This window comes from Sphingobium sp. HWE2-09, assembly GCF_035989265.1.
Taxonomy (GTDB): Bacteria; Pseudomonadota; Alphaproteobacteria; order Sphingomonadales; family Sphingomonadaceae; genus Sphingobium.
Map to the genome: position 1 here is coordinate 2,486,804 of NZ_JAYKZX010000003.1, position 11,955 is coordinate 2,498,758.

The window sequence follows — 11,955 nt, forward strand, 5'->3', positions numbered from 1 at the left end:
GCTGAGCCTGTCGAAGCCCCCCACTTTCTTTCGGGCGTGCAGCCCTTCAACAGGTTCAGCCCGAACGGACAGCAGTGCTGCTCTGAACGCCTAGCTCAGCCGATTGAGCACCGCCACATCGCCGCCCAGCGATCGGCGCAGCAACGTCAGTTGCGCGACCGCCGACGGCTCGTTCTGCAACTGGTGCGGAGTCAGGCCGATGAAATGCTTGATCTCCCGGATGAAGTGCGACTGATCGTAAAAGCCGCCTTCGTCGCACAGCTGCTGCCAGCCCGTGCCATCCAGCGCGATCCGCGCCGAACAGCGCAGCGCCCGATATTTGCGCGCCAAAAATTTGGGCGGCGCGCCATAATATTTGTTCGCCAGCCGCGCGAGCTGGCGGGGCGACAGGTCGGTGGCTTCGGCCAGCGTCTCGATCCGGGGCGTGCCTTCATCCATCAGCCAGGCGTCGATCGCCGCCAGCAACGCCCAGGTCGCCGGACGCAACGGCCGCACCAACTGCCCCAATTCCTGCCAGCACAGCGCCGCCATCGCATCGCTATCGTCGCCCAACGCGCGCAGCCCCTCGCGCAGCCGCGCATAGACCGCCCCCTTCTCGACGGCGAGATCGCACAACCGATCCGCCAGCGCGCTGGCGTCGCCGCCATGCAGCGCCAGCCAGCCTGCGGGCAGCAGGGAAATCCCCAACACGCGCGCGGGCCGGTCCAGTTCGAACCGCGTCGCCCCCATGGTCGGTCCCAGCAGGCAGACGTCGGGCGTCGCCATCACCACGCCATCCTGGAAATGATACTGGCCGCCCCCGTCCAGCATCATGCGTATTTGCGGCACGTCGGCGCGGGTGACGTCGGCATAGTGATCCGCCGACACGGTGAAATAATAGAGCGACCCGAAATAGTCACGCAAATGGGGGGCGGCGCGAAATAGCGCAACCGCACCGGACCCTGCGCCGCGTCGACCGCATAGGATAGCGGCCCGCGATCGTCCGGCAGCGCGACCCTGCGCGCAACATTATCGCTGTGCTGCGACCCCATGTTTTCACCCCTGCCAATCACTATGCGCCAACGCGATGGCGGCGCAAGCGACAGGATAAAAAATCGTAAATTTTTTCGACACCTACGGGCAAAATGCGTAAAAAAATGACCCGGCGGTTTGCACCGCCGGGTCAGTAAAAGGTCTCATAGGCATAAAGCCTGCGAGCCTTCGGGTCGCAATGCGGCTTTACGCCCGAATCAGGGCAAGATTATTGGATGAAACGGACATTTTTTGCACGCAAAGGCGCTCAATGATGACGTTTCTTGTCATGAAATAACGTTGATGGGAATATGTTGCCGCAACGTCACAGTAACCAGATGGATAACTCGACGGATGCCTGGTCCGCTGGCATAGGCAGCGCCATGTCCTACCGCCTTATCCGCCCCCTGCTGTTCGCCCTGGATGCCGAACGCGCCCATAATCTGTCGATCGCCGCGCTGCGGATGATGCCGACACCCGCACCGCTGCCGCCCGACCCGATGCTGGCGACGCGCGTCGCCGGACTGGACTTCCCCAATCCCGTCGGCCTGGCCGCAGGCTATGACAAGGAAGGGCGCGTCGCGCACAAGATGCATGGCCTGGGCTTCGGTTTCACCGAGCTTGGCACGCTGACGCCGCTGGCCCAGCCGGGCAATCCGCAACCCCGCCTGTTTCGGCTCGTGGAGGACCGCGCCGTCATCAACCGGTTCGGCTTCAACAATGGCGGGCAGGGCGCGGCGGCGGACCGCATCGCCCGCTATCGTCGGCCCATCGGGCAACGACCGCTGATCGGCATCAATATCGGCGCGAACAAGGACGCGACCGCCGCAGGCCGCGGTATCGCCGACTATGTCACCGGCGTCACCTGCATGGCCCCGCTGGCCGATTATCTGACGGTCAACATCTCCTCCCCCAACACGCCGGGCCTGCGCGCTTTGCAAGGGCGGGCGGCGCTGGACGACCTGTTGTCCGCCGTGATGGCCGCGCGCGGCACGCAGGCGACCCCGATCTTCCTGAAGGTCGCCCCGGATCTGGAACCCGCCGATGTCGAAGATATCGCCGCCGCCTGCATCGACCACCGCATCGATGCGCTGATCGTGTCCAACACGACGATCACCCGTCCCGCGCTGCGATCGGTCCATGCCGGGGAAATGGGCGGCCTGTCCGGCGCGCCGCTGACCGATCTGTCGCTCGACCGGCTCCGAGATTTCCGCCGCCTGCTTGGGCCGCGCCTGCCGCTCATTGGTGTCGGCGGCATCGCGAACGCGGATCAGGCCTATGCCCGCATCCGTGCGGGCGCTTCGCTGATCCAGCTCTACAGCGCCCTGGTCTATGAAGGGCCCTATCTGGCGAGGCGCATCAATAGCGGCCTCAAAGCCCTGATGACCCGCGACGGCGTTGCCAACATCGCCGACCTGATCGGCGTCGACGCCTGACCCTATCTTAAAACAAAACCGCCCCGATCGATGTCCGGGGCGGCTTTCCATCAACGGCAGGTCTGGACGTGCCGGTTGTTACGCCACACCGTCGTGCAATGACGACCGCGCACGTCGCGCCGCCCGGCATAGCGGCGGTTGTTGCTGTAACGGCGATCATTATTATACCGGCGATTATTGCTGTAGCGGCGGCCATCGCGACGGTCGTCCCGACGGATCACCGGGCGACGCGCATCGCCGCGACGATCGCTATGTTCGATCCGACCACGATGATCGTCATGACGCTGCGCGCTTGCCGTCGATGACAGCCCCAGGCTGCCGACCATCAGGGCGACAGCGGCCGCCAGTTTGAAAAGTCCCATTATCGTCTCCTTGAAGATGGAGGGATAACGCCGCCGCGCCCATTTGGCTTCATCGCGCCTTCCCGACACATCAAAAATGCCGCGCTCTGCCCGCATGACGGGATGGGGAGAACATCTTGCGATGCGCCGCATCCGGCCTATGGATAGGGGCATGACATCCCGCCTCGTCGGCCTGCTGGCCCCGTTCGCCCTTTTCGCCCTTGCGCCCTCGCCCGCCGCCATCGCCCGCGTGCCAGTATCGACCAACGCCACCGTCTCCGCCGCCGATCCGCGCGCGGCGCAGGCGGGGCAGGAAATCTTGCGCAAGGGCGGCAGCGCCACCGACGCCGCCATCGCGATGATGCTGACCCTGAACGTGGTCGAGCCGCATAATAGCGGCATCGGCGGCGGCGGCTTCCTGATGCATCATAACGGCGCGACCGGCGCGCTCGAATCGATCGACGGCCGCGAAACCGCCCCCGCCGCCGCGCGGCCCGACCGCTTCATCGGCCCGGACGGCAAGCCGCTCGCCTTCCGCGACGCTTGGCCCGGCGGCTATTCGGTCGGCGTGCCGGGCAATCTGCGCATGGCCTGGGACGCGCACAAGAAATGGGGCAAGCTGCCCTGGGCCGATCTGTTCGCCCCCGCCATCCGCTATGCGCAGGACGGCTTCCAACTGGGCGAACGCACCGCCACCGCCCTGCGCGCGACGCAGAATATCTGGGCGGACTTCCCGGAGATCCAGAAGCTCTTCTGGGTGAATGGCGCCCCGCCCCCGGTCGGCACGATCCTCAAAAACCCGCCGCTCGCCGCCCTGTTCAAACGCATCGCGGCAGAGGGGCCGGACGCCTTCTACACCGGCGAGAACGCGAAGCTGCTGAGCGCCGCCGTCACCACCGCGCCCAAAAACCCGGTGCCGATGACGGAAGCGGACCTCGCCGCTTACCAGGCCAAACCGCGCAAGCCCGTCTGCGGACATTATCGCATCTATACTGTCTGCGGCATGGGACCGGCCTCGGCCGGCGGCGTCACCGTGCTGGAAATCCTCGGCATGGTCGAACGCTTCCCGCTCGCCCTATGGGGCAAGGACGATCCGCGCAGCTGGCATGTCATCGGCGAAGCGATGCAGCTCGCCTATGCCGATCGCGACACCTGGCTCGGCGACCCGGACTTCGTGGCCGTGCCGCTCACCGGCATGATCGACCCTGCCTATCTCAAGCAGCGCTCGGCCCTCATCCGCGTCAACAAGACGCTGAGCGCCTATAAACCCGGCACGCCCCCCGGCGCGCAGCCGCGCACCGCCTCACGCCCCCAGCCCGAAAGCGGCACCAGCCATTTCGTCGCGGTCGACCGCAATGGCGACATCGCCGCCTGGACCTCCACCATCGAAAGCTTCTTCGGCAGCCAGCTGATCGCCAACGGCGTGATCCTGAACAACGAACTCACCGATTTCAGCTTCACGCCCGAAAAGAACGGCGCGCCCGTCGCCAATCGCGTGGAGCCGGGCAAGCGCCCCCTCTCCTCCATGTCGCCCACCGTCGTCTATGACGCGCAGGGCACGCCGATCTTCACCGTCGGCGCGGCAGGCGGCAAGACCATCATCATGCAGGTCGCCAAAGCGCTGATCGCCCATTTCGACTGGGGTCTGTCCGCGCAGGATTCGATCGCCCACGGCCTGCTCTTCTTCGACGGCAACGGCCTGGTGCTGGAACAGGGCACATCGCTCGAAGCGATGAAGACCCCGCTGGAAAAACTCGGCCACCGCGTCAGCGTGAACCGCATGGGCCTCAAAGCCAATGCCGCCGAACGACTGCCCGACGGCCACTGGCAAGGCGCCGCCGACCCGCGCAGCCCCGGCGTGTCGTTGCAGGAATAAACCCAAGCGACGTGGCACGCGCAAATACTCACGCCGTGTTCCCGCGAGGGCGGGAACCCAGTCCCGCCCTCTCAACCGCCGCCAACGGTGTGCCCAATCAAACGCCGTTCCCCGGCGTAGGCCGGGGTCCAGCCCCGCCATCGCGATGATCGCCAACAACCGACCCATGACGCTCCAGGCGGCCATCCAAACGCCCAATTGAAACGCCGGAACTAGGCTCCCGCCTGCGCGGGAGCACGTCCCGATTCACGCTTCACCCCTTCAAATCCAACCCTGCGACATTGAAGTCGAACGGCGCGGTCGCGTCCTTCGGCCCAACCACCAGGTCAATCTTCACGCTCTTGGCGCTCTTGATCGCCTTGTAAGCGCCCTGCGACGGCGCGATCGTGATCCCGTCCTTGGCATCGGTCACGCGCCCCTTCCACGCATGGCGCTTGCCGTCGTCGGTGGTGGCGGTGACGCGGCAATCGGACAGGTCGCAGGTGAAGGGCGCGCCCACCAGCTTGACCGTCACGTCCGCCGTGCCCTCGGCCAGCGGCTGCACCAGCAGCACCGAAAATGTATCGGGCGCGGTCATCGTCGCAACACTGTTGGCGCTGCCGATATAGGCGACCTTGGCCTTTCCGCCGTCCCCGCCTTCATATTTCCACACCTGCCCGATCTCTTCGCGCTGGCTGTTTTCCTTGGGCTTTTCCGAACAGGCCGCCATGGTGGCAACCGCTGCAATCATCAGGATGGCGCGCATCGTCGCATCTCCCCTTTCCGTTAAAGTTACGGAAGGACAATGTTCGGACCGGCGATATGGTTGCCTTGGGCCGCGAGGCTCAATGCGTCAGGTGTAGCGGCCAGCCGTATCCCGGATCAGCGCGATCATGTTGGGAATGCCTTGGGTCCGGTTGGAACTCAGCTGGTTCTTGAGGTCGAACGGCGCCAGCGCCCCCTCGATATCGGCGGCGCTGATATCCGTCGGCGCGCGATCCTGCACGGTCAACAGCACCAGCGCAATGATCCCCTTGGTGATCGCGGCATTGCTGTCGGCCAGGAAATGCAGTCGTCCGTCTTCCAGCACTGTGGGATAGACCCACACCGCCGCCGAACAGCCCCGCACCAGCGTCGCATCAGTCTTGAGCGCATCGGGCATCGGCTCCAGGCCACGGCCCAGATCGATCAACAGCCGATAACGATCGTCCGCATCCAGAAATTCATACTCTTCCTGAAGATCGGCAAGTTGGGGCAGGTCGGTCATGCCCGCCATATAAAGGCAAATGCGGAAGGCGAAAGCGTGTTTCGCACAGCGCGCTCTACGCCGCGCCTTATACGGCGTGTCGCCGCGAGGACAGGGATCAAGCCTTAACGTCTCAACTGGGTTCCCGCCTGCGCGGGAACAGATCAGTGTTTGATGCGCCATCACCCGCTTGCCAGCTCATGCCGGGCAAATGCCGGAAATCAAACCTGCGTTCCGCCTCCCAATGTGTTCCCGCGCAGGCGGGAACCCAGTCCCGCCCTCTACGACAACGCACATAGCATCATCACTCCGTCACCCAATCCTGCACCCCTTGGCCGCCGCCTGCCCGCGCAAATAGCCGCGCCGCGCAATCCCCGCGGTCACCGCCGCCTGCAGCCGCCGCTCGGCCGGGGCCGCGCCGCTGATCTCGCGCACCAGCCCGCGGAACGGGATGATCGAGTTGACGACCGTCTTGCCCACCGCCTCGGCGATCTTGCCGGTGCGCCCCTCATTGGCCTTCGCGCCCACAGTGAAATCCTCGCCCAGCACGGCGTTGAGCTCACCGAGCGACGCCTTCAACCCGGCGCAACTGCGCGAAGGCGGCGGCGCATAGGGATTTTCCACGGCCTTGAGCAGCACAGGCGGAATCTGCTGCTTGTCGATGCCGACATCGCGCGCGGGCTGGGTGGCGATAGTGCCCGCTTTGTCCAGCGCGCCGTCCTTCCGCTTGTCGCCCTCTTCCTGTCTGGGCTTCTCTTGCGGCGTCGCCTGGGCCTGGGCGTGCGCAACCCCGCACAGGCCGATCGTCAGGGCAAGGGCGATACGTATCGATGTCATGTCATGGTCCTCCGAACCTGCCAAACCAGCCAGCCACGATGTCGGTTCCCAACCGAAACGACCGCCCCGCACGCCGTCTGTGGAGACAGGTCCGCGCTCCCGCGTTATGCGGTGCATCATCACTGCTGGAGGCCTCCAACCTTGTCCGACGTCCATTCGCCCGCCGCCGACGCCCGCTTCTCCATCGCCTCGCCCACGCTCACCGCCTGCATCGATCCCATGGGCGCGGAACTCCTGTCGTTGAAGGACGATGCCGGGCGCGATTTGATGACGGACGCCGACCCGCGCTGGTGGACCGGCCACGCGCCCCTGCTTTTCCCCTTCGTCGGCCGGTCGCGCAGCGACGTCTATCGGCTGGGCGGGCGCGACTATCCGATGCCGCAACATGGCTTCGCCCGCCGCAGCGCCTTCACCGCAGTGGAGCAGGGCGACGACCGGCTGCTGCTGCGGCTGGAGGCGGATGGTGAGACGCGCGCCATCTATCCCTTCGACTTCCGCCTGGACATGGCCTTCGCGGTCGATGGCGCGACCCTGCGCATGACCGCCACCGTCACCAATCGGGGCGAAAGCGCGATGCCCTTCAGCTTCGGCTATCACCCCGCTTTCGCCTGGCCCCTCCCCTATGGCGGCGCGGTCGAGGATCACCGCATCATCTTCGACCAGCCCGAACCCGCGCCCATCCGCAAGGTCGGTGCCGAACCCGGCCTCATCGCCCGTGAAACCTTCCCCTCCCCGGTGGACGGCGACACGCTCACGCCCACCTATGCGCTATTCGAAGGCGACGCCCTGATCTGGGACGACCTCAATAGCCGCTCGCTCACCTGGGGCGTGCCCGGCCAACCGCGCCTCAAGATCGATTTCCCCGACACCCCCTGGCTCGGCCTCTGGCAGAAACCTGGCGCGCATTATCTGTGCGTCGAACCCTGGGCCGGAATGGCCGACCTTGTGGGCTTTACCGGCGATGTCTGGGACAAGCAGGGCATCTTGTGCCTGCTGCCCGGCGACAGCCGATCCTTCCGCATGGACGTGACGCTGACCCAAGACTGACCCCTATTTTTTCTTGTCATTCCCGCGTAGGCGGGAACCTACCTCCCAACCCCACCTCCTGACGCAAGGTCCGGAGATGGATTCCCGCCTGCGCGGGAATGACGAACCAGAATGACTGAATAGATGACCATCCCATCCCGCCGCACCTTCGCGATCATTTCCCACCCCGACGCGGGCAAGACCACGCTCACCGAAAAGCTGCTGCTGGAAGGCGGCGCCATCCACCTTGCCGGTGAAGTGAAAGCGCGCGGGCAAAACCGCCGCGCCCGCTCCGACTGGATGAAGATCGAGCAGCAGCGCGGCATTTCCGTCACCTTGTCGGTCATGACGTTCGAACGCACCCGCGATGGCGAAACCATCACCTTCAACCTGCTCGACACGCCGGGCCACGAAGATTTCAGCGAAGACACTTATCGCACCCTGACCGCGGTCGACTCCGCCGTCATGGTGATCGACGCGGCCAAGGGCATCGAGCCGCAGACCCGCAAGCTGTTCGAAGTCTGCCGCCTGCGCAACGTCCCCATCATCACCTTCGTCAACAAGGTCGATCGCGAGGGCCGCGAAACCTTCGGCCTGCTCGATGAAGTCGCCGACCAGCTGCAACTCGACGTCTGCCCGATGAGCTGGCCCGTCGGCATGGGCGGCGAGTTCGAGGGGATTTACGACTTCGCCACCAACCGCCTGATGCAGCCCACCGGCCCGTCCAAGGAATTCGACGGCACCCGCCACCAGTTCACCGGCCTGGACGACCCGAAACTCGCCGATTATCTCACCCCCCGCGCGCTGGAAAAATTGCGCGAGGAAGCCGAACTGTCACAGGGCGGCTATGCCGAATTCAACCTCGACCGCTATCGCGCGGGCGACCTGACCCCGGTCTATTTTGGCTCCGCGCTCAAGCTGTTCGGCGTCACCGAACTGATCGACGCGCTCGGCCAGCACGCCCCGCCGCCCCGCGCCCAGCCCGCCGAACCCGCCGCGATCGAACCGGAAAACAGCGAAGTCACCGGCTTCATCTTCAAGGTGCAGGCCAATATGGACCCGATGCACCGCGACCGCATCGCCTTCATGCGGCTCGTCTCGGGCAAGTTCAAACGCGGCATGAAGCTGACGCCATCAGGCTCCGGCAAAGCGCTCGCCGTCCACTCCCCCATCCTCTTCTTCGCGCAGGACCGCGAACTGGCGGACGAAGCCTTCCCCGGCGACATCATCGGCATCCCCAATCATGGCGCGCTGCGCGTGGGCGATACGCTCAGCGAAAAGCCCGGCCTCCGCTTCACCGGCCTGCCCAATTTCGCCCCCGAAATCCTGCGCCGCGTGCAACTTAAAGACCCGACCAAGACCAAGCAGCTGCGCAAGGCGCTGGACGACCTCAGCGAAGAGGGCGTCATCCAGGTCTTCTACCCCGAAATCGGCAGCAACTGGATCGTCGGCGTCGTCGGCCAGCTTCAGCTCGAAGTGCTGATCTCCCGCCTGGAGGCCGAATATAAGGTCGCAGCGGGCCTCGAACAGTCGCCCTTCGACACCGCCCGCTGGATCAGCGGCGACGACGCAGCGGTCAAGGAACTGGTCGGTTATAATGTCAGCAACATGGCCAAGGACCGCGACGGCAACCTCGTCTTCATGGCCAAAAGCGCCTGGGACATCGGCTACCAGCAGGAACGCCACCCCAAGGTGAAGTTCAGCGCCACCAAGGAACGCTAAAAACCCCGTGTTCCCGCGCAGGCGGGAACCCAGTCCCGCCTGCGCCAATAGGGCTATTCTTGCGATAAAGTCACGAATGGCCCTATTGCTTCTACCTACGCATCAAACGCGAAATAGCGCCACAACTGTCGCACTCGCTGTCTCAACCGCGCCGTCATGGCATCCGCACCAGCCATCCCATTCCCGCCCCGGATCGCCGCTGATCCCCTGCCCCCATGCAACTCCTTCGTCCGCCTGGGACTCCTTTATCCAGGTGCAACATCAAGCGAGAAGGATCATGGACTACCCCCAACGCGCCAAGCGCGCCAACGTCTTCATGGATGCCCATCTCAACCTGGGCGAACCGCTGTCCGCCGCGCAAGTCGTGCGCATTCGCGACATTTCCGAAGGCGGCGCCCGCATTCAGGGCCGATCGCCCGGCATCGGCGCCCGCATCGTCGTGACGCGCGGCGAAACCGCCATGCCCGGCCGCGTCGTATGGACCGCCGATCGTCATTTCGGCGTCGCCTTCGATGAACCGGTGGACGTCGATGCGGTGTTGAAGGCCGCCAGCCCCAAATCGCCCGCCAAGCCCGTCTATGCCGCCGCCCTCACCTCCGGACTGGCGCATTTCCAGCGGGCTGCCCCGCGCGGCCGACCCGCATCCGCAACCTTCGGTCTACGGCTGGCGCCTACGCCCTGAACGAAGCCCTATTTGCGGAGCAGGAACACGGCATGTTCCGCGAACATATTGGCGTTGGCATGGGTGGTTTCCCGGTCCCCCTTCAGGAACCATTGCCCGTCGATCGTCCAGCCGCGCTCCTTCACCAGCGCGCGGAAATCATCCACCGTGACATGGTGGATGTTGAGCGTATCGTACCAGGTATCCGGCAACAGCCGCGTCACCGGCATCCGCCCGCCCCACAGCAGCGAAATCCGCCCACGCCAATGGGCGAAATTAGGGAAGGACACGAAGGCCTGCCCGCCGATGCGCAGCAATTCCTCCACCACCAGGTCGGGCCGCCGCGTCGTCTGCAACGTCTGGCTGAGGATCGCATAATCGAAACTGGCGTCGGGATAATAGCCAAGGTCGGTGTCCGCATCGCCCTGCACCACCGACAGCCCGCGTCCCACGGCGGCCGCGACGTTCGATCCATCGATCTCCAGCCCGCGCGCATCCACCTGACTGTTATCCCGCAACGCCGCCATCAGCGCGCCATCGCCGCAGCCCACGTCCAGCACCCGCGCCCCCCGCCGCACCGTCCGCGCGATCAGCGCCAGGTCCGGCCGCAACGCCCCGCTCATGCCCGCCCCCCGCGCAGGAAGCCGTCCACCACCCGATTAAGTTCGGGACATTCCAGCAGGAAGGCATCATGGCCGAACGGGCTGGACAATTCCACGAAGCTGGCCTGCGCGCCCGACGCGTTCAGCGCATGGACGATGATCCGCGATTCGCTGGTGGGATAGAGCCAGTCGGTATCGAAACTGACCAGACAGAAACGCGCCTGGCTCGCCGTAAACGCCTTCGCCAGCGACCCGCCATGATCGTCGGCGATGTCATAATAGTCCATCGCCCGCGTGATATAGAGATAGCTGTTCGCATCGAACCGCTCGACGAAGCTCAGCCCCTGATGCCGCAAATAGCTTTCCACCTGGAAATCCGCGTCGAACCCGAAGGTCTTGGCGTCCCGCCCCTGCAAGCGTCGCCCAAACTTCTCGGTCAGCCCCGCTTCCGACAGATAGGTGATATGCGCCGCCATCCGCGCGACCGCCAGCCCCGCGCTCGGCACCTGCCCGTCGGCATAATAATCGCCCCCGCGCCAGTTGGGATCGGCCATGATCGCCTGCCGTCCGACTTCGTGAAAGGCGATATTCTGCGCACTGTGCCGCGCGGTCGAGGCGATGACGATGCAGCTTTCGACCCGGTCGGGGAACAGCGTCGGCCAGGTCAGCGCCTGCATGCCCCCCATCGATCCGCCAATGACCGCGCTCAGCCGCTCCACGCCCAGATGGTCGAGCAACGCCGCCTGCGCCCGCACCATGTCGGCAATGGTCAGCACCGGAAAACGCATCGCAAAGGCGTCACCGGTCGCGGGATCGATGCTGGCGGGACCGGACGACCCCATACAGCTGCCGATGACATTGGCGCACACGATGAAATGGCGCGCGGGATCGACCGGCTTGCCTTCCCCCACCAGCCGCCACCACCAGCCGGGCTTACCGGTCACGGGATGGTCCGACGCCACATATTGGTCGCCGGTCAGCGCATGGCAGATCAGGATGACGTTGCTTTTGTCCGCATTCATCGCGCCATAGGTTTCATAGGCGATATCGACCGGCCCCAGGCTGGCCCCACTCGACAGGCGCAGCGGCCCTGCCAGGCGGGCCTGCCGACGCAGGCCGAAACGACTGTCTTCGGAAAGGGGAACGCTCGCCATAGCCCTGTCGCGCTAGGACCGCGACCCCGCCCTGTCAATCAGCAGACGCCAATCAGGAGACGCG

General features: G+C 65.1%; 11 protein-coding genes and 1 pseudogene. 5 read left to right on the top strand and 7 right to left on the bottom strand.

Going from position 1 to position 11,955, the window contains the following annotated elements:
• Positions 1 to 90: 90 nt before the first annotated feature.
• Positions 91 to 1,031 (bottom strand): annotated as a pseudogene (locus U5A89_RS17600) (helix-turn-helix domain-containing protein).
• A gap of 363 nt (positions 1,032 to 1,394) precedes the next feature.
• Between U5A89_RS17600 and U5A89_RS17605 the strand changes: the two are divergent.
• Complete coding sequence (locus U5A89_RS17605) at positions 1,395 to 2,447, top strand: quinone-dependent dihydroorotate dehydrogenase (RefSeq protein ID WP_338162322.1); 1,053 nt, start codon at positions 1,395 to 1,397, stop codon at positions 2,445 to 2,447.
• A gap of 50 nt (positions 2,448 to 2,497) precedes the next feature.
• Here U5A89_RS17605 and U5A89_RS17610 read toward each other — a convergent pair whose 3' ends face one another.
• Positions 2,498 to 2,809 (bottom strand): hypothetical protein, encoded by a 312-nt coding sequence (locus tag U5A89_RS17610; protein ID WP_338162323.1) that lies wholly within the window; start codon positions 2,807 to 2,809, stop codon positions 2,498 to 2,500.
• A 151-nt stretch (positions 2,810 to 2,960) separates the two neighbouring features.
• On the opposite strand from U5A89_RS17610, the gene ggt reads away from it, so the two are divergent.
• A complete protein-coding gene (gene ggt, locus U5A89_RS17615) occupies positions 2,961 to 4,664 on the top strand; it encodes a gamma-glutamyltransferase (protein ID WP_338162324.1) in 1,704 nt (567 codons plus the stop codon).
• 253 nt (positions 4,665 to 4,917) lie between these two features.
• Here ggt and U5A89_RS17620 read toward each other — a convergent pair whose 3' ends face one another.
• The 3 genes from U5A89_RS17620 to U5A89_RS17630 all read right to left on the bottom strand — a co-directional run bounded on the left by U5A89_RS17620 (position 4,918) and on the right by U5A89_RS17630 (position 6,726).
• Entirely contained in the window at positions 4,918 to 5,409 is a 492-nt protein-coding gene (locus U5A89_RS17620) for a hypothetical protein (RefSeq protein WP_338162325.1), read from the bottom strand.
• Positions 5,410 to 5,496: 87 nt separating this feature from the next.
• Positions 5,497 to 5,919 carry a SufE family protein gene (locus tag U5A89_RS17625; RefSeq protein ID WP_338162326.1) on the bottom strand — a complete coding sequence of 141 codons (423 nt, stop codon included), beginning with the start codon at positions 5,917 to 5,919 and terminating at the stop codon, positions 5,497 to 5,499.
• A gap of 282 nt (positions 5,920 to 6,201) precedes the next feature.
• Positions 6,202 to 6,726 carry a hypothetical protein gene (locus tag U5A89_RS17630; RefSeq protein WP_338162327.1) on the bottom strand — a complete coding sequence of 175 codons (525 nt, stop codon included), beginning with the start codon at positions 6,724 to 6,726 and terminating at the stop codon, positions 6,202 to 6,204.
• A gap of 141 nt (positions 6,727 to 6,867) precedes the next feature.
• Here U5A89_RS17630 and U5A89_RS17635 point away from each other — a divergent pair, with 141 nt between their 5' ends.
• The 3 genes from U5A89_RS17635 to U5A89_RS17645 all read left to right on the top strand — a co-directional run bounded on the left by U5A89_RS17635 (position 6,868) and on the right by U5A89_RS17645 (position 10,156).
• The gene (locus U5A89_RS17635; RefSeq protein ID WP_338162328.1) at positions 6,868 to 7,773 is read left to right on the top strand and encodes an aldose 1-epimerase family protein; all 906 of its coding nucleotides are present in this window, start codon (positions 6,868 to 6,870) and stop codon (positions 7,771 to 7,773) included.
• Between the two features lie 123 nt (positions 7,774 to 7,896).
• Entirely contained in the window at positions 7,897 to 9,474 is a 1,578-nt protein-coding gene (locus tag U5A89_RS17640) for a peptide chain release factor 3 (RefSeq protein WP_338162329.1), read from the top strand.
• A 277-nt stretch (positions 9,475 to 9,751) separates the two neighbouring features.
• Positions 9,752 to 10,156 (top strand): PilZ domain-containing protein, encoded by a 405-nt coding sequence (locus U5A89_RS17645; protein WP_338162330.1) that lies wholly within the window; start codon positions 9,752 to 9,754, stop codon positions 10,154 to 10,156.
• A gap of 8 nt (positions 10,157 to 10,164) precedes the next feature.
• Here the strand turns inward: U5A89_RS17645 and metW are convergent, their stop codons facing one another.
• Entirely contained in the window at positions 10,165 to 10,758 is a 594-nt protein-coding gene (gene metW, locus U5A89_RS17650; RefSeq protein WP_338162331.1) for a methionine biosynthesis protein MetW, read from the bottom strand.
• Positions 10,755 to 11,891 (bottom strand): homoserine O-acetyltransferase MetX, encoded by a 1,137-nt coding sequence (metX, locus tag U5A89_RS17655; protein ID WP_338162332.1) that lies wholly within the window; start codon positions 11,889 to 11,891, stop codon positions 10,755 to 10,757. Before metX ends, metW begins: the two co-directional genes overlap by 4 nt.
• Positions 11,892 to 11,955 lie beyond the last annotated feature (64 nt).